Raw genomic sequence first — 17,870 nt, 5'->3', positions numbered from 1 at the left:
GGGTGTGGCGGGCGCGGATCAGCCGCGCTTGCGCGACCAGCGCACGCCCTGCGGGGTGTCTTCCAGCACGATGCCTTCGGCGGCCAGCTGGTCGCGGATGGCGTCGGAGCGGGCGAAGTCACGCGCCTTCTTGGCGGCGGCGCGTTCATCGATGAGGCCCTGGATGCGCGCATCCTCGCCATCATCGTGGGCAACGGTGCCGAACCACTGCGCCGGGTCGGCCTGCAGCAGGCCCAGCGCCAGACCCGCACCGAGCAGCTCGCCTTTCAGGCGCGCCTGTTCGGCCGGCTCGATGGCGCGGCGTGCTTCGGCGGCGATGCGCGCCAGTTCGGCCAGTGCCTGCGGCGTGTTGAGGTCGTCATCCAGGGTTGCCTCGATCGTGGCCGGGATCACCGCCACGGCCGGAACCGCGGCGAGCTCGCGCAGGGTGCCGTAGAGGCGGTCCAGCGTGCGCACCGACTGTTCGATCAGCGCGTCGGACCAGTCCAGCGGCTGCCGGTAGTGGGCCGACAGCAGGGCCAGGCGCAGCGCTTCCGGCGGGTGCTGGCGCACCAGGTCGTGCACGCGTTCGATGTTGCCCAGCGACTTGCTCATCTTGGCACCGCCGAAATTGAGCATGCCGTTGTGCAGCCAGAAGCGGGCGAAGATCTTTCCGCCATGGGCGCATTCGCTCTGCGCGATTTCGTTCTCGTGGTGCGGGAACTGCAGGTCGACACCACCGGCATGGATGTCGATGGTCTCGCCCAGATGGGCGGCAGCCATCGCCGAGCATTCGATGTGCCAGCCGGGGCGGCCACGGCCCCACGGCGACGCCCAGCCCGGCAGGTCGTCGGTGGACGGCTTCCACAGCACGAAATCGCCCGCATCGCGCTTGTACGGCGCGACATCGACGCGGGCGCCGGCCAGCATTTCTTCCGGGTCGCGGCGGGAGAGCTTGCCGTAGCCATCGAAGCTGGCCACGGCGAACAGCACGTGGCCCTCGGCGGCATAGGCATGACCGTTGGCGATGAGCTGCTCGATCATGGTGATGATCTGCGGCATGTGCGCGGTCACTTCCGGTTCGATGTCCGGCGGCACCACGCCCAGCGCGGCCATGTCCTCGCGGTAGGCGGCGGCGAAACGGTCGGTGATGGTGCTGATCGGCACCCCCTGTTCGCGCGCGGCCGTGTTGATCTTGTCATCCACGTCGGTGATGTTGCGGGCGTAGCGCAGGGCGCCGAAACGCCGCCGCAGCAGGTCGGCCAGCACGCCGAACACCACCGGCCCACGGGCATTGCCGATGTGCACGTAGTTGTAGACCGTCGGGCCGCACACATACAGGGTCGGACAGGCCGGGTCGAGCGGAATGAACGGTTCGAGCTGGCGTGTCAGGTTGTTGTGCAGGCGCAGGGTCATGGGGGTGTGGCTGGGGGACAAGCCTGCGATTTTAGAACGTGTCGGCCCCCTTTGGGGCGACCGCCTGCCACCGGTGGACCCGGGGGCCACCCAGGTGGGGTGGGCAGGAGCGGCGCGGACGGGTAATGTTCAGCCCCTTGCGCTCGTCACTGCCTACACTATTGCCGTGTCCTTGCTCCCGTCGCCAATGAAATCCACCGCGTTGCTGACCCTGGCCTGGCTGTCGGCGTTGCCGGCCGTGGCTCTGGCCCAGGAGGGGGAGCCCCGCAACCGGGTGGTGATCGTGGAGAACGTGAAGTTCGACTACGCCCAGGTGCTGAACGTCGAGCCGGTGTTCCAGACCCTGCGCGCGACCCGGACCGAGGAGCACTGCGAGCCGGTGTCGACCCGGACCCTGGCCCCGGTGAACGTCACCGGCGAGGAGCCGACGGAGGACAAGGGCCGGATCAGCCGCTTCTGGGACTCGGTGCGCTCGATGTTCAAGCGCAGCGACGAGGAGGCGGTGGACGAGACCGCAGCCGAGGCGCCCACCGCGCCCACCGGTCCCACCAACAATGGGCCGATGCTGACCCGCGACTGCCGGATCGTTCCCGTCGGGCGCGAGTTCCGTCGGCCCATCGCCTACGACGTGGATTACGTCTACAGGGGCACCAAGTACCGCTCGCGCCTGCCGGAAGACCCTGGCAACCGGCTCAAGGTCCGGGTCTCGATCACGCCCTGGGTCGGCCCGGAGCAGGGCAGCGCCAGCAATCCCTGATTCTGGGACCCCGGCCCCTTGCGCCGGCGCCGGCCGCGTGCAAAGATGCCCGGCCATGAAGCTCACCGACTTCCAGCACGACAGCAGCGCAGCCCGACAGGCGTCGGGCATGACCTCGCGTGCCCGTCGACCGGAACCCCACATTCTCGCTGGGTAACCGGAGCTTTTTGCTGTTCGTCCGATAGAAACCCAGCCCGCCGGCTGGGTTTTTTCGTTTCCGCTTCCTGAAAGCTTCAACTGCAACGATTTCACCCCACCTTTGGTTTCCGCATTTCCCTTCCACCGCGTCGAACCTGACGCCGCCACGCAAGGAAAGATGATGTCCCCCAAGCACTTCCTGAACACCCAGGACTGGAGCCGCAGCGAGCTTGATGCGCTGCTGACCCAGGCAGCGCTGTTCAAGCGCAACAAGCTCGGCGACCAGCTCAAGGGCAAGTCGATCGCGCTGGTGTTCTTCAATCCGTCGATGCGCACCCGCACCAGCTTCGAGCTGGGCGCGTTCCAGCTGGGTGCGCACGCGGTGGTGCTGCAACCGGGCAAGGATGCGTGGCCGATCGAGTTCAACCTCGGTACGGTGATGGACGGCGATACCGAAGAACATATCGCCGAAGTGGCCAAGGTGCTGGGCCGCTACTGCGACATCATCGCCGTGCGCGCGTTCCCGAAGTTCGTGGACTGGGCCTATGACCGCCAGGACATCGTGCTCAACAGCTTCGCCAGGTATTCGCCGGTGCCGGTGATCAACATGGAGACCATCACCCACCCGTGCCAGGAACTGGCTCACGTGATGGCGCTGCAGGAGCACTTCGGCACCCAGGACCTGCGCGGCAAGAAGTACGTGCTGACCTGGACCTATCATCCCAAGCCGCTGAATACCGCCGTGGCCAACTCGGCGCTGACCATCGCCACCCGCATGGGCATGGACGTGACCCTGCTGTGCCCGACCGCCGACTACATTCTCGACGACCGCTACATGGGCTGGGCCGAGCAGAACGTGGCCGAGAGCGGCGGTTCGCTGAAGATCAGCCATGACATCGACAGCGCCTACGCCGGTGCCGATGTGGTCTACGCCAAGAGCTGGGGCGCGCTGCCGTTCTTCGGCAACTGGGAGCCGGAAAAGCCGATCCGCGACCAGTTCAAGCACTTCATCGTCGACGAACGCAAGATGGCACTGACCAACAACGGTGTCTTCAGCCACTGCCTGCCGCTGCGCCGCAACGTGAAGGCGACCGACGCGGTGATGGACTCGCCGCAGTGCATCGCCATCAACGAGGCCGAGAACCGCCTGCACGTACAGAAGGCGATCATGGCGGCGGTTGCCGGGCGCTGATTCTTCCCCAATTCAAAAACCCCGCCGGGCATGGCCCGGCGCTACCAGGACATTACCCCCATGAGCAACAAAGACGTCGTCCTCGCCTTCTCCGGTGGCCTCGATACCAGCTTCTGCGTGCCGTACCTGCAGGAGCGCGGCTACAACGTGCATACCGTGTTCGCCGACACCGGCGGCGTGGATGATGAAGAGCGTGATTTCATCGAGAAGCGTGCCGCCGAGCTGGGCGTGACCAGCCATGTCACCGTCAACGGTGGCCCGGCCATCTGGGAGGGCTTCGTCAAGCCGTTCGTGTGGGCGGGCGAGGGCTATCAGGGCCAGTACCCGCTGCTGGTCTCGGACCGCTACCTGATCGTCGATGCCGCGCTGAAGCGCGCCGCCGAGCTGGGCACCAACATCATCGCCCACGGCTGCACCGGCATGGGCAACGACCAGGTCCGCTTCGATCTGGCGGTGAAGGCGCTGGGCGACTACCAGATCATCGCGCCGATCCGCGAGATCCAGAAGGAGCACACCCAGACCCGCGCCTACGAACAGAAGTACCTGGAAGAGCGTGGTTTCGGCGTGCGCGCCAAGCAGCAGGCCTACACCATCAATGAGAACCTGCTGGGCGTGACCATGTCCGGTGGCGAGATCGACCGCTGGGAAGCTCCGGGCGAGGGCGCACGTGGCTGGTGCTCGCCGCGCAATGAATGGCCGGAACAGGCGCTGACCGTCACCCTGAAGTTCGTCGAGGGCGAAGCGGTCGAGCTCGACGGCAAGGCATTGCCGGGCGACCAGATCCTGGCCCAGCTCAACAAGCTGTTCGCTCCGTACGGCGTGGGCCGTGGCGTGTACACCGGCGATACCGTGATCGGCCTGAAGGGCCGCATCGTGTTCGAGGCCCCTGGCCTGGTTTCGCTGCTGGCCGCCCACCGCGCGCTGGAAGACGCGGTGTTGACCAAGCAGCAGAACCGCTTCAAGCCGGACGTGGCGCGCAAGTGGGTGGAGCTGGTCTACGAAGGCTTCTATCACGACCCGCTGAAGACCGACATCGAAGCGTTCCTGAAGTCCTCGCAGGCCAAGGTCAACGGCGAAGTGGTACTGGAGACCCGTGGTGGGCGCGTGGACGCGGTGGCGGTGAAGTCGCCGCATCTGCTCAACACCAAGGGCGCCACCTATGCGCAGTCGGCCGACTGGGGCGTGGAAGAGGCGGAAGGCTTCATCAAGCTGTTCGGCATGAGCTCCACGCTGTACGCGCAGGTCAATCGCGGTTGACAGCGATTGCGCTGGGGCGCTCCAGCAGAGGCGATACGGTAGCGCCGGGCCATGCCCGGCGGAATTTCACAGGAACTGTTGATTCATGCTTGAACAGACACTCGATCACCTGCAGGCCCTGGTGTCCTTCGACACCCGCAACCCGCCGCGCGCGATCAGCACCGCTGGCATCTTCGATTACCTGCGCGCCAACCTGCCGGGTTTCACCGTTGAAGTGATCGATCACGGGGCCGGTGCGGTCAGCCTGTATGCCGTGCGCGGCACACCGAAGTACCTGTTCAACGTGCATCTGGACACGGTGCCGGATTCGCCACACTGGACTGCCGACCCGCACGTGATGCGCCGCCTGGACGATCGTGTGGTCGGCCTGGGCGTGTGTGACATCAAGGGCGCTGCGGCGGCGCTGGTGGCTGCGGCCAATGCCAGTGACGGCGACGCCGCGTTCCTGTTCTCCAGCGACGAGGAAGCCAACGATCCACGCTGCATTGCCGCGTTCCTGGCCCGTGGCATTGCCTATGACGCGGTGCTGGTGGCCGAGCCGACCATGAGCGAGGCCGTGCTCGCGCACCGTGGCATCAGCTCGGTGCTGATGCAGTTCGCCGGCCGTGCGGGCCATGCGTCCGGCAGGCAGGATGCCGCCGCCAGTGCGCTGCACCAGGCGATGCGCTGGGGCAATCGGGCCCTGGATCACGTGGATTCCCTTGCATCTGCACGCTTCGGTGGCCTGACCGGCCTGCGTTTCAACATCGGGCGCGTCGAAGGCGGGATCAAGGCCAACATGATCGCACCGGCAGCCGAAGTGCGTTTCGGCTTCCGCCCCCTGCCCTCGATGGACATTGATGCGCTGCTGGCGACCTTCGCGGGTCTTGCCGAACCGGAAGCCGCGCTGTTCACCGAAACCTTCCGTGGCCCCAGCCTTCCGGCCGGTGACATCGCCGAAGCCGAGAACCGCCGTCTGCTGGCGCGTGACGTGGCCGATGCACTGGAGCTGCCGATCGGCAACGCGGTGGACTTCTGGACCGAGGCCTCGCTGTTCTCCGCGGCAGGCTATACCACGCTGGTGTTCGGCCCCGGCGACATTGCCCAGGCCCACACGGCCGATGAGTTCGTGACGCTGGAGCAGCTGCAACGCTATACCGACGCCGTGCACCGCATCATCGGCACCGGCGCCTGATCAACCCCACAACGCCGCCATGCCCCGGCATGGTGGAACTGCAACGCGGCGACCGCCGCCCGTGACGAAACCGAAATGTCTCCTGCCCTCCAGCCCCACCGCCAGACCCGCCAGACCATCGTGCGCCTGCTGTCCAGCATGGCCAGCGCGAAGGAGATCAGCCAGTACCTCAAGCGCTTCTCGCAGCTGGACGCCAAGCGCTTCGCCGTGGTCAAGGTCGGTGGCGCCGTGCTGCGCGACGATCTTGAAGCGCTGACTTCCTCGCTGTCCTTCCTGCAGGAAGTCGGGCTGACCCCGATCGTGCTGCACGGTGCCGGCCCTCAGCTGGACGCCGAGCTGTCTGCCGCCGGCATCGAGAAGCAGACCGTCAACGGCCTGCGCGTGACCTCGCCGGAAGCACTGGCGATCGTGCGCCGGGTGTTCCAGCAATCCAACCTGCGCCTGGTCGAAGCCCTGCAGCAGAATGGAGCGCGTGCCACCTCGATCACCGGTGGCGTGTTCGAGGCCGAGTACCTGGACGTGGACACCTACGGCCTGGTCGGTGAAGTGAAGAAGGTCAACCTGGCGCCGATCGAAGCCAGCCTGCGCGCCGGATCGATCCCGGTCATCACCAGCCTGGGTGAGACCGCCGGCGGACAGATCCTGAACGTCAATGCCGACTTTGCCGCCAACGAACTGGTGCAGGAACTGCAGCCGTACAAGATCATCTTCCTGACCGGTACCGGTGGCCTGCTGGACGAGGCGGGCAACGTCATCGATTCGATCAACCTGTCCACCGAGTACGACCACCTGATCGCACAGCCGTGGATCCACGGCGGCATGAAGGTCAAGATCGAACAGATCAAGGATCTGCTCGATCGCTTGCCGCTGGAATCGTCGGTGTCGATCACCCGCCCGGCCGATCTGGCCAAGGAACTGTTCACCCACAAGGGCTCAGGCACGCTGGTGCGCAAGGGCGAGAAGGTGCTGCGCGCGGCCACGTGGGACGAGTTGGATCTGCCACGCCTGAAGGGCCTGATCGAATCCAGCTTCGGCCGCACCCTGGTGCCGGACTACTTCCAGAAGACCAGGCTGCTGCGCGCGTACGTCAGCGAGAACTATCGGACGGCCGTCATCCTGACCAACGAGGCCGAAGGTGTCTATCTGGACAAGTTCGCCGTGCTCGATGATGCGCAGGGCGAGGGCCTGGGGCGTGCGGTCTGGAACGTGATGCTGGAGGAAACGCCTCAGCTGTTCTGGCGCTCGCGTCACGGCAATCCGATCAATCACTTCTACTACGCCGAATCCGACGGCTGCTACAAGCAGGACCAGTGGAAGGTGTTCTGGTTCGGTGCCGATGGCATCGACCGCATCCGCACCTATGTCGATCACTGCGCTGCACGCGCACCGAGCCTGCAGGGCTGAACGATGACCGTCACCGACACCTGGGCGACGGTGCCGACCCTGCGCGGCCAGCATGTGACGCTGCAGCCCTTGCAGCAGGGACACGTGGACGGCCTGCGTGCCGCGCTGGAAGGCAGCGGACTGGACCGGCTCTGGTACACCCAGGTGCCGGCGCCGGCACAGGCAGGCGCCTACGTACAGGCCGCACTGCAGGCGCAGGCGGAGGGCAGGGTGCTGCCCTTCGTCATCCGTGATGCCGCTGGCGACATCGTCGGCAGCACCCGCTTCTATGACCTCGATGCCGCCGTGCCCAGGCTCAGTCTCGGCTATACCTGGTATGCACCGCGCGCGCAGCGTACCGGTGCCAATACCGAGGCCAAGCTGTTGCTGCTGCAGCATGCCTTCGAAGTCATGGGCTGCATCAGCGTGGTGCTGGAAACCAGCTGGTTCAACACCACCTCGCGCACCGCCATCGCCCGCCTGGGGGCCAAGCAGGATGGCGTGCTGCGCAACCACAAGCGGCATGCCGACGGCACGCCGCGCGACACCGTCATCTTTTCCATCATCGATGCGGAATGGCAGGGCGTGAAGCGCCACCTGCAGTACCGTCTGGACAGCCACGCATGAACGATTCGATTTTCTCCCTGGGCATCATCGGTGCCCGCGGCCATACCGGTGCCGAACTGATCAAGCTCGTTGCCGCGCATCCGCGCCTGCGCCTGGCGTTCGTATCCTCGCGCGAACGTGCAGGGCAGCGCCTGTCTGACCATCACCCGGAAGTTCAGGGTGACCTGCGCTACGAGAATCTCGACGCCGAGGCGGTGGCGGCCAAGGGCGTGGACGCGGTGATCCTGGCGCTGCCCAATGGCCTGGCCGCACCGTTCGTGGCCGCGCTTGAAAGCGCCCGGCCCGATACGGTGATCGTGGACCTGTCGGCCGATTACCGCTTCGACCACAGCTGGTACTACGGTCTGCCGGAGCTGACCCGGGGTCGCTACACCGGGCAGAAGCACATCAGCAATCCTGGCTGCTACGCCACCGCGATGCAGCTGGCGATCCATCCGCTGCTGGACCTGCTGGCCGGGCCGCCGCAGTGCTTCGGCGTGTCCGGCTACTCCGGTGCGGGCACCACGCCCTCCGACAAGAACAACGTCGAGCTGCTGGCCGACAACCTGATGCCGTACGCGCTGACCAACCACGTGCACGAGCGCGAGGTGTCGGTGCAGCTGGGGGTGGCAGTGGAGTTCATGCCGCATGTGGCGCCCCATTTCCGCGGCATCACCCTGACCGCCAATCTGTGGTTGAACCGCGCACAGACGCGCGAGCAGATCGTCGAGCGTTTCCAGCAGGCCTATGCCGGCGAAGCACTCATCGAGGTGGTGGATGACGCGCCGTGGGTCAGCCGCATCGCCGGCCGCCACGGTGCCCAGATCGGTGGCTTCACCCTGGCCCCGGGTGGCAAGCGGGTAGTGGTGGTGGCGACCCTGGACAACCTGCTGAAGGGCGCGGCCACCCAGGCCATGCAGAATCTCAACCTTGCGCTGGGCATCGACGAACTGACGTCGATCCCGCACTGAACCCGCATCCGGAGCCCCCATGGCAGACCTTCTTTGGCAGAAACCCGGCGTCGCTGTCGACGCCCAGATCCAGACCTTCCTCGCCGGCGATGACGTGATCCTCGACCGTGAGTTCTTCCTGCATGACATCGCGGCCAGCGCCGCGCATGCACAGGGCCTGCAGCACATCGGCATCCTCGCCGCCAGCGAGCTGGAGGGCCTGCTGCGCGAGCTGGAGGTGCTGGCAGACGACTTCCGCGCAGGCCGTTTCGTGCTGGATACGCGCTATGAAGACGGTCACTCGGCGATCGAAGCGCGCCTGACCGAGCGGTTGGGTGATGCCGGCCGCAAGATCCACACCGGTCGCAGCCGCAATGACCAGATCCTGGTCGCCACGCGCCTGTGGCTGAAGGAAAAGCTGCAGCGCGTCGCCCAGCTCAGCGCCGAGGTGGCCAAGGTCGCGCTCGACCGCGGGCAGGCGGAAAAGGACCTGCCGGTGCCGGGCTATACGCACATCCAGCGAGCCGTCGTGTCCTCGGCGGGCATGTGGTGGGCCGGCTGGGCGGAAGCCTTCATCGACAATGCCATCCGTGCACGTGACACCCATGCGCTGGTCGATGCCAACCCGCTGGGCACCGCCGCCGGGTATGGCGTGAACCTGCCGCTGGACCGTGAACACACCACGGCTGCGCTCGGTTTCGCGCGCATGCAGGTATCACCGATCTATGCACAGCTGTCGCGCGGCAAGTTCGAGCTGGCCGCCCTGGAGGCGCTGGGTGGCGCTACCCTGGACCTGCGTCGCATCGCCTGGGACCTGTCGCTGTTCACCAGCGCCGAATTCGGCTTCGTCGCACTGCCGGCGCAGTACACCACCGGCAGCTCGATCATGCCGAACAAGCGCAACCCCGATGTGATCGAACTGATGCGTGCCACCCACGCCAGCGTTGCTGCGGCGCGCACCGAAATCGAACAGCTGCTGTCGCTGCCGTCCGGCTACCATCGTGATCTGCAGTCGTCCAAGGGGGCCATCTTCCACGGCTTCGGTCGCGGCCTGGCCGCGCTGGAACTGCTGCCGGCGCTGCTGGCCAACCTGGAATGGCGCGAGGACAGGCTGCGCGCGGCGATCGACTCCGGCATGTATGCCACCGACGTCGCGGTCGAGGCCGCCGTGGCCGGCGTGCCGTTCCGCGACGCCTACAAGGCCGCCGCGGCAGGTGCCGACAGCGCAGGGCAGGGACGCACGCCGGAGGGCAGCCTGGCCGCGCGTGTTTCGCCGGGTTCGGCATCGGACCTGCGCCTGGATGAGCTGCGCGCGCGCTGGCAGGCGCTGTCCTGATGGCGGGCACCGTCTATCTGGTCCTGGCCATGCGCCGGCCCGGCTTCAGTGCCACCGCTGTGCAGCCGCATCTGGATTTCCTCGATGGACTGCGTGCGCAGGGCCGACTGCAGCTCACCGGTGGTTTCGCCGACGGCAGCGGCGGTGCCTACGTGCTGTGCAACGTGGAGAGCCTCGCACAGGCGCAGGCCATCGTCGCCACGGATCCGCTGGTGACGATGCAGGCCTCCGAGCTGACCGTGCACGAATGGAATACCCGCTGAGAGCCCGGCCATGACCCCGCACGCCGCCCCCGTCGCTTCGCCGTTTCCCGAACAGGCGCTGCCGCCATGGCGACGTGCCGTCCTGAAGGTGGGCAGCAGCCTGCTCGCTGCCGATGGAGGCGGCCTGTCACCACGCCATGCGCTGGGCCTGGCCCAGTTCGTCTCGGCCAATGTGCTGGCCGGCCGCGAAGTGGTGATCGTCTCGTCCGGCGCGGTCGCCGCCGGCCGCGCGATCCTGCCGCGTGCCGATGCGCCGGGCGCTGCGATGGCCGCGCGGCAGGCACTGGCTGCGCTTGGCCAGGCGCAGCTGATCGGCCTGTGGCAGCGCTTCTTCGAGCGCCCGGTCGCGCAGGTGCTGCTGACCCACGACGATCTGCGCAACCGCCGCCGCTACCTCAACGCCCGCGCCACCCTCACCGAACTGCTGCGGCTGGGTGCGCTGCCGGTGGTGAACGAGAACGACACCGTCTCGGTGGATGAACTCAAGCTCGGCGACAACGACAACCTGGCCGCGACCGTGGCGGCGCTGGTCGATGCCGACGCATTGTTCATCGCCACCGACATCGATGGCCTGTACAGCGCCGATCCGCGCACCGTGGCCGACGCACGGCCGCTGCACGATGTGCCGGAACTGGGCCCGGACGTGCTGGCGATGGCCGGCGGCGCCGGCTCGCGCGCGGGCACCGGGGGCATGCGTACCAAGCTGGAGGCCGCAGCCAAGGCCGGCCGGCTGGGTATCGAAACCTATCTGTTCAACGGCCGCAGCGGCGAGGTGGTGCGCGCGCTGGCGCAGGATCGCCTGTTCGGCACCCGGATCCATGCCGCACGCAGCCGTGAAGCGGCGCGCAAGCACTGGCTGCGCCATGCCCCCCTGGCCGATGGCGCGATCGTGATCGACGCGGGCGCGGCGCAGGCGATGCGTGAGAAGGGCGCCTCGCTGCTGCCCGGTGGCATCACCGGTGCCGACGGTGATTTCCGCCGGGGCGACATGGTGCAGGTGTGCTGGAACACCGCCGAAGGGCGGGTCTGCGTTGCCCGTGGTGTCAGCCAGTACGCGGCTGACGACGTGCGCCGCATCGCTGGCCGCCATTCGCGCGACATCCAGGCCGTACTGGGCTACAACTATGGGGGCAGCGTCGTCCATCGTGACGATCTGGTGCTGCCATGACCGGACCGCAGGACACCCCGATGAGTGACATCCAAGCACAGGCACGCGCCTGCCGTGACGCGGCCCAGGCGGTTGCAGGCCTCGACAGCGAAGCGCGTCGCGCGCTGCTGCAGGCCATGGCACAGGCACTGGAAGTGAATGCCGGCCAGATCCTGGCCGGCAATGCGCGCGACCTGGCCGCCGCGCGCGACAAGGGCGTCGGCAGTGCCATGCTGGACCGGCTGGCACTGGACCCGCCGCGTCTGCTGGCGATGGCCGACGCGGTGCGTGAGGTTGCCGCGTTGCCCGACCCGGTCGGGCAGGTGACCCGCGACGACGTCCGCCCCAACGGCATCCGCGTGCAGAAAGTGCGGGTGCCGCTGGGCGTGATCGCGATGATCTACGAGGCGCGCCCGAACGTGACCGCCGAAGCGGCCGCACTGTGCCTGAAGGCAGGCAACGGCGTGATCCTGCGTGGGGGCTCCGAGGCGATCCATTCCAATACCGCCATTGCCCAGGCATTGGCCGGTGCGTTGCAGGCCAACGGTGTTCCCCCCGCAGCGGTGACTGTACTGACCGACCTGCGGCGTGAGGCGATGCTGGAGCTGCTGCAGCTGCACGAGCTGATCGACCTGGCGATTCCGCGGGGCGGCGAAGGCCTGATCCGCTTTGTCGCCGAACACGCGCGCGTGCCGGTGATCAAGCACTACAAGGGCGTCTGCCATCTGTTCGTGGATGCCAGCGCCGATCTCGACCAGGCCATCGGTCTGCTGGTCGATGGCAAGTGCAGCCGGCCGGCCGCATGCAATTCACTGGAGACGCTGCTGGTGCATCAGCGCGTGGCGGCGGAGTTCCTGCCACGCGTGGCGCAGTCGCTTGGCGAACGGGGCGTACAACTGCGCGCGGATGCCCGCGCGCGTCCGTTGCTGCCGGGCAGCACCGAGGCGACCGACGAGGACTACGCAGCCGAATTCCTCGATCTGGTGTTGGCCGTGCGCGTGGTCGATGATCTCGATGCGGCAATCGCGCATATCCGCCGCTACACCTCCGATCACACCGAAGTGATCGCGACCACCGATGCCGTCAATGCCGAGCGGTTCGTCAATGCGCTGCGCTCGGCGGTGGTGATGGTCAACGCGTCCTCGCGCTTTTCGGACGGCGGCCAGCTTGGGCTGGGCAGCGAGATCGGCATCTCCACCACGCGCCTGCATGCCTATGGTCCGATGGGGCTGGAGGCACTGACGGTCGAGCGCTTCGTGGTCCGCGGCGAGGGTCAGACGCGGGTCTGACCCGGCAGCCGCCAGGCCTGCGCCGGCGGCGAGCCGTTTTACCAGAGGTCTTCCAGCTTTCGCGGCTTGCAGGCCACCCACGATGCGCACAGCATCAGCGTGGCGCAGCCGAACAGGAAGCCGAACGGCAGCGTCCAGCCGTTGCTGACGGTATGCAGCCAACCGACCAGGAACGGACCCAGGCAGCTGAAGCTGTAACCCACGCCCTGCATGAAGCCGGACAGCGCGGCGGAACCGGTCGGGGTACGCGTGCGCAGGTTGATCAGGGTCAGCGCCAGCGGGAAGGTCGAGGGGCCCACGCCGAGCAGGCAGGCCCACAGCAGCGGCGCCTTCATGGGGGCCAGCAGCAGGCCGGCAAAGGCGATCACGAATGACGAATAGCCGATCAGGACCAGCGGGAACGGATTCTGCAGGCGCACCGCCATCGACGGAATGACCAGCGACGGCAACAGGCCCAGCGCCGAGAACACCGCCACCATCACCCCACCGAACGCAGGTGTGGCGCCGGCTTCGACCACGATGCGCGGCAGCCAGGTGAACATCGAATAGGTCATCAACGATGTCATGCCGAACATCAGCGTCATGCTCCAGCCCAACGAGGTGCGCCAGACCTTGCCGTGAGGCTGCGCGGTGGGATCGGCAGCGTCGGCCTGCGGCTTCGGCGCGCGCCTGGCCAGTACCAGCCACGGCAGCGCGGCGGCCAATGCCAGCAATGCCCACATGCCCAGCGATACGCGCCAGCCGGCCGCGCTGGCCACCGGCACCGCCAGCAGTGCCGGCAGCATGGTGCCCAGCTGCAGCACGCTGATGTAGAGCGTGCTCATGGTGCCGACCTTGTTGGCGAAATAGCGTTTCACCAGCGGCGGCACCACCACGTTGCCGATGCCCATTCCAGCCAGCGCGACGACCGCGCCCAGCAACAGGGTGCCGACGTTGCCGGCGCTGGAGCGCAGCAGCAGGCCTGCCGTGGCCAGGATCATCGCCAGCAGGGTGGTGCGCTCCAGGCCCAGGCGCCGGGCCACGGCCGGCGTGGCCACGCCGAACAGCGCGAACGAGGCGGTCGGCAGCATGCCCAGTACGCCGGTCATGGTGGTGCCGAATCCGAACTGCTGGCCCAGTACGTCCAGCAGCGGGGTGATCGAGGTGACGGCAGTACGCAGGTTGACCGCCGCCAGCAGGATGGCGGCGAATGCCAGAACGCGGCCGTGCAGCAGCGACGGCGATTCGGATGAGGAGGAGCTCATGGTGGTCCTTGCAGGTGTCGCACGCCGCCACAGTGGCGTGCAGCGCCGGCATCGGTCTACGCCGACGCGGCAGGTGGGGGAGTGGACATCATTGTACGTGGCTGGCGAGGCGAGGTCCCGTCGGCGCAATCTGTCGCTATCGGCACCTTCCGGCGCGCTGCGGCGCGCCTCTCCGGCGTTGCGTCCGGCGGGTCGCTGGACGGCAGACACAAAAAAACCCGGAGGACGATGGCGTCTTCCAGGCTTCTTGGTGACCACCGGAGTGGTCGGGGAGACAGGATTCGAACCTGCGACCTCTACGTCCCGAACGTAGCGCTCTACCAGACTGAGCTACACCCCGAAGGGAGCCGCCTATTGTAGCCATTCACCCCGATGGCGGCAAGGGGTGAACGCCGTTTCCTTCACGCTGCCGGGGGCAGCGGCTCTTCAGGGAACAAAAAAGCCTGGACGACTTCACCAGGCTTCAATGCGACCACCGAAGTGGTCGGGGAGACAGGATTCGAACCTGCGACCTCTACGTCCCGAACGTAGCGCTCTACCAGACTGAGCTACACCCCGAAGGAGCCGCCTAAGATACCGTGTGAAGGCCTGGGCGGCAAGGTTTTTTTACATTTCAGCGACGATTCTCTGTGTCGATGCGGTTCTGTTCGCGGGCTTCGAACCACATGCCGTTGAGGATGGCGACCGTCGAGGCGAGGCCGGCGCCGAGGATCCAGGCGAAATACCACATGTTCGGTTCTCCTTGGGAGGCAGGGGATCAGTAGGCGTTGGGGTTGCTGCCCATTTCATCGCTGGTGGTCTTGCCCTTGAGCACGCGGTACACCCAGGTGGTGTAAGCGAGGATGATCGGCAGGAACACCACCGTGGCCAGCAGCATGATCCACAGGGTCAGATGGCTGGACGAGGCATCCCACACGGTCAGGCTGGAGGTGGGCTGGCTGGAGGACGGCAGCAGGAACGGGAAGATCGCGAAGCCGACGGTCAGGATGATGCCGGCGATGGCTGCGCCGGAGGCGATGAAGGCCAGGCCGCCGCGACGGGCACGCAGCAGCACCGCGCTGGCGAGCAGGCCAAGCAGGCCGACCAGCGGCGCCAGCAGGGTAGCCGGCATGGTGCTGTAGTTGCGCATCCAGCCGCCGGCCGCGCCCAGCTCGGCGCTCTTCAGCAGCGGGTTGGTGGCGCCGTCGGTGATCACCTGCGAGGTGATCTGGTAGCCCGGCAGGCCGAAGGCCACCCAGGCTCCCCCGACCGCGAACAGTGCGAAGGCGATCAGCGCGGCAATGCTGCCAAAGCGTGCCGAGCGTTCAGCCACCGGGCCATCGGTCTTGATCACCAGCATCGCGGCACCGTGGGCCACCAGCATGGAAACGCTGAGCAGGCCGGCCAGCAGCGCGAACGGCATCAGCAGCCCGAAGAACGAGCCGGTGTAGAAGATGCGCATGCTGTCATCGAAGTGGAACGGCACGCCCAGCAGGACGTTGCCCACCGCCACGCCCATGATCAGCGCAGGGATGAAGCCGCCGATGAACAGCGCCCAGTCCCAGGTGTTGCGCCAGCGCTCGCCCGGCATCTTGCTGCGGAACTTGAAGCCGACCGGGCGCAGGATCAGGGCAAACAGGATGACGAACATCGCCAGGTAGAAGCCTGAGAAGCTGACCGCGTACAGCGGCGGCCAGGCGGCGAAGATCGCACCACCACCCAGGATCAGCCACACCTGGTTGCCTTCCCATACCGGGCCGATGGTGTTGATCACCAGCCGGCGCTCGGCGTCGGTGCGGGCCACGAAAGGCAGCAGCGTGCCCACTCCCAGGTCGAAACCATCCATCACCGCGAAGCCGATCAGCAGGATGCCGAGCAGCAGCCACCAGATCACGCGCAGCGTGGTGTAGTCCAGAAGAATGAAATCCATCTTGGTTTTCTCCTGCCTCAGGCCTGGCCGGCGGCCGGCGCTGCGGCATTGTGGGAAGCATGCGGGCGGGGCGACTGCAGCGACGGCAGCACCTCGTCCGGACCCTTGCGGATCGCCTTGAGCATCAGCTTGATCTCGACCACGATCAGTGCGGTGTAGATCGCGGTGAAGCCGGCCAGGGTCAGCACGATCTGGTGCAGGGCCAGGCCCGATGCCGCGTAGAACGTCGGCAGCACGCCATCAACCGCCCAGGGCTGACGGCCGTACTCGGCGACGAACCAGCCGCATTCGATCGCGATCCACGGTGCCGGCAGCGTCCACAGGGCCAGCGTGAGGAACCAGCGCTTGTCCTGGAAGTTGTTGCGGCACGAGTAGTAGAAGGCCAATGCGAAGAAGGCGATCAGGTAGAAGCCCAGGCCCGCCATCACGCGGAAGGTCCAGAACAGCGGCATCACGCGCGGCACGGTATCCATTGCCGCCTGCGAGATCTGCTCGGGGGTGGCGTTGAGGATGTCCTCGCGGTAGCGCTTGAGCAGCAGCCCATGGCCCAGATCCTGCCAGTGGCGGTCGAACATCTCACGGGCTTCGACGTCGTTCTTGTTCGCGCGCAGGCGCTCCAGCGCACCGTAGGCGAGCTGGCCGCCGCGTACGCGGTGCTCGGCACGCTCCACCAGTTCCAGGATGCCCGGGATCGGCTGGTCCAGCGAACGGGTGGCGATCAGGCCCATCAGGTATGGGATCTTCACCGCATAGTCGTTCTGGTGCGTCTGCTGGTTGGGAATGCCGAAGGCGGTGAAGTCCGCCGGGGCACGCTCGGTCTCCCACATCGCCTCGATCGCGGCCAGCTTCATCTTCTGGTGCTCGCTGGCGGCGTAGCCACTCTCATCGCCCAGCACCACCACCGACAGCGATGACAGCAGGCCGAACGCAGCGGCCACCGCGAACGAACGGCGGGCCAGGTCCTTGTGCTTGTTGCGCAGCAGGAACAGGGCACTGATCGACATCACGAACACCGCGCCGGTCACGTAGCCGGCGCTGACGGTATGCACGAACTTGGCCTGCGCCACCGGGTTGAACACCACGGCCATGAAATCGACCACTTCCATGCGCATGGTTTCCGGGTTGAACACCGCGCCGGTGGGGTTCTGCATCCAGCCGTTGGCGATCAGGATCCACACCGCCGACAGGTTGGTGCCCAGCGCCATCAGCCAGGTGACCGTCAGGTGCTTGACCTTGCTCAGGCGGTTCCAGCCGAAGAAGAACAGGCCGACGAAGGTGGCTTCCAGGAAGAAGGCCATCAGCCCTTCGATCGCCAGCGGCGCACCGAAGATGTCACCCACATAATGGCTGTAATACGACCAGTTCATGCCGAACTGGAATTCCATGACGATGCCGGTGGCCACGCCCATGGCGAAGTTGATGCCGAAAAGCACGCCCCAGAACAGGGTCATCCGGCGCCAGATCTCCTTGCCGGTCATCACGTAGACACTCTCCATGATGGCGACCATGAACGACAGGCCCAGGGTGAGTGGTACGAATAGGAAGTGGTACATCGCGGTCAGCGCGAATTGCAGCCGCGACAGTTCTACGACTGTCTGATCAATCATGGCCTGGCTACCTCGTTGGATAGTGCCGTTGCAGGTGGCGGGAAGGGTGGTCTACGACGTGAATGATGTGACCGACTACTTCAGACAGCCTTGATCCAGATCAATGTATGAACAGGTACGCGAAGAGATCGTATGCGGGCCCTGTGAAAACTGCGACCCCTGGCCGCAGGGGGAGGCTGTTGCCTGTGCCTACAATGCCATCCATCCTCCACTCCCTGTGAAG

General features: G+C 66.5%; 16 protein-coding genes and 2 tRNA genes. 11 read left to right on the top strand and 7 right to left on the bottom strand.

Annotated elements, in window-relative coordinates:
• Window positions 1–18: 18 nt before the first annotated feature.
• Window positions 19–1,395, bottom strand: coding sequence for a cysteine--tRNA ligase (cysS, locus tag ACVOMM_RS06330; protein WP_481526001.1), 1,377 nt, complete (start codon window positions 1,393–1,395; stop codon window positions 19–21).
• A gap of 187 nt (window positions 1,396–1,582) precedes the next feature.
• Between cysS and ACVOMM_RS06325 the strand changes: the two genes are divergently transcribed.
• From ACVOMM_RS06325 to ACVOMM_RS06275, 11 genes are all read left to right on the top strand, one after another.
• The gene (locus ACVOMM_RS06325) at window positions 1,583–2,152 is read left to right on the top strand and encodes a hypothetical protein (RefSeq protein WP_481526000.1); all 570 of its coding nucleotides are present in this window, start codon (window positions 1,583–1,585) and stop codon (window positions 2,150–2,152) included.
• Window positions 2,153–2,471: 319 nt separating this feature from the next.
• Window positions 2,472–3,482 carry an N-acetylornithine carbamoyltransferase gene (locus tag ACVOMM_RS06320; protein WP_053519689.1) on the top strand — a complete coding sequence of 337 codons (1,011 nt, stop codon included), beginning with the start codon at window positions 2,472–2,474 and terminating at the stop codon, window positions 3,480–3,482.
• A gap of 60 nt (window positions 3,483–3,542) precedes the next feature.
• Window positions 3,543–4,739 (top strand): argininosuccinate synthase, encoded by a 1,197-nt coding sequence (locus ACVOMM_RS06315; protein WP_481525999.1) that lies wholly within the window; start codon window positions 3,543–3,545, stop codon window positions 4,737–4,739.
• An 85-nt stretch (window positions 4,740–4,824) separates the two neighbouring features.
• On the top strand, window positions 4,825–5,913 hold the full coding sequence (locus tag ACVOMM_RS06310) for an acetylornithine deacetylase (RefSeq protein WP_481525998.1): 1,089 nt from the start codon (window positions 4,825–4,827) through the stop codon (window positions 5,911–5,913).
• Window positions 5,914–5,988: 75 nt separating this feature from the next.
• Window positions 5,989–7,317 carry an acetylglutamate kinase gene (locus tag ACVOMM_RS06305; RefSeq protein ID WP_053519692.1) on the top strand — a complete coding sequence of 443 codons (1,329 nt, stop codon included), beginning with the start codon at window positions 5,989–5,991 and terminating at the stop codon, window positions 7,315–7,317.
• Window positions 7,318–7,320: 3 nt separating this feature from the next.
• A complete protein-coding gene (locus ACVOMM_RS06300; protein WP_065175501.1) occupies window positions 7,321–7,923 on the top strand; it encodes a GNAT family N-acetyltransferase in 603 nt (200 codons plus the stop codon).
• Window positions 7,920–8,873, top strand: coding sequence for an N-acetyl-gamma-glutamyl-phosphate reductase (gene argC / locus ACVOMM_RS06295; protein WP_065181934.1), 954 nt, complete (start codon window positions 7,920–7,922; stop codon window positions 8,871–8,873). The genes ACVOMM_RS06300 and argC overlap by 4 nt, the downstream gene beginning before the upstream one ends.
• Window positions 8,874–8,892: 19 nt before the next feature.
• Entirely contained in the window at window positions 8,893–10,188 is a 1,296-nt protein-coding gene (gene argH, locus ACVOMM_RS06290; RefSeq protein WP_481525997.1) for an argininosuccinate lyase, read from the top strand.
• Window positions 10,188–10,451 carry a YciI family protein gene (locus tag ACVOMM_RS06285; protein WP_414488219.1) on the top strand — a complete coding sequence of 88 codons (264 nt, stop codon included), beginning with the start codon at window positions 10,188–10,190 and terminating at the stop codon, window positions 10,449–10,451. Before argH ends, ACVOMM_RS06285 begins: the two co-directional genes overlap by 1 nt.
• A gap of 10 nt (window positions 10,452–10,461) precedes the next feature.
• The gene (gene proB / locus ACVOMM_RS06280) at window positions 10,462–11,619 is read left to right on the top strand and encodes a glutamate 5-kinase (protein ID WP_053519697.1); all 1,158 of its coding nucleotides are present in this window, start codon (window positions 10,462–10,464) and stop codon (window positions 11,617–11,619) included.
• Window positions 11,616–12,887 (top strand): glutamate-5-semialdehyde dehydrogenase, encoded by a 1,272-nt coding sequence (locus ACVOMM_RS06275; protein WP_476340986.1) that lies wholly within the window; start codon window positions 11,616–11,618, stop codon window positions 12,885–12,887. The genes proB and ACVOMM_RS06275 overlap by 4 nt, the downstream gene beginning before the upstream one ends.
• 38 nt (window positions 12,888–12,925) lie before the next feature.
• Here the strand turns inward: ACVOMM_RS06275 and ACVOMM_RS06270 are convergent, their stop codons facing one another.
• The 6 genes from ACVOMM_RS06270 to ACVOMM_RS06245 form a co-directional block, all read right to left on the bottom strand.
• Window positions 12,926–14,131, bottom strand: coding sequence for a CynX/NimT family MFS transporter (locus ACVOMM_RS06270; protein ID WP_053519699.1), 1,206 nt, complete (start codon window positions 14,129–14,131; stop codon window positions 12,926–12,928).
• A 263-nt stretch (window positions 14,132–14,394) separates the two neighbouring features.
• Window positions 14,395–14,471 (bottom strand) — tRNA-Pro (locus ACVOMM_RS06265).
• Between the two features lie 141 nt (window positions 14,472–14,612).
• Window positions 14,613–14,689, bottom strand: a tRNA-Pro gene (locus ACVOMM_RS06260).
• Between the two features lie 55 nt (window positions 14,690–14,744).
• Window positions 14,745–14,861: a cytochrome bd-I oxidase subunit CydX gene (gene cydX / locus ACVOMM_RS06255; protein WP_053520342.1), complete on the bottom strand. Its 117-nt coding sequence runs from the start codon at window positions 14,859–14,861 to the stop codon at window positions 14,745–14,747.
• 27 nt (window positions 14,862–14,888) lie between these two features.
• The gene (gene cydB / locus ACVOMM_RS06250; protein ID WP_053520343.1) at window positions 14,889–16,040 is read right to left on the bottom strand and encodes a cytochrome d ubiquinol oxidase subunit II; all 1,152 of its coding nucleotides are present in this window, start codon (window positions 16,038–16,040) and stop codon (window positions 14,889–14,891) included.
• A gap of 17 nt (window positions 16,041–16,057) precedes the next feature.
• The gene (locus ACVOMM_RS06245) at window positions 16,058–17,647 is read right to left on the bottom strand and encodes a cytochrome ubiquinol oxidase subunit I (RefSeq protein ID WP_053520344.1); all 1,590 of its coding nucleotides are present in this window, start codon (window positions 17,645–17,647) and stop codon (window positions 16,058–16,060) included.
• Between the last annotated feature and the right edge of the window lie 223 nt (window positions 17,648–17,870).

This window comes from Stenotrophomonas sp. STEN009, assembly GCF_056760395.1.
The sequence above is the reverse complement of the archived record's forward strand: the minus strand, read 5'-3'. Positions and strand labels throughout refer to the sequence as shown.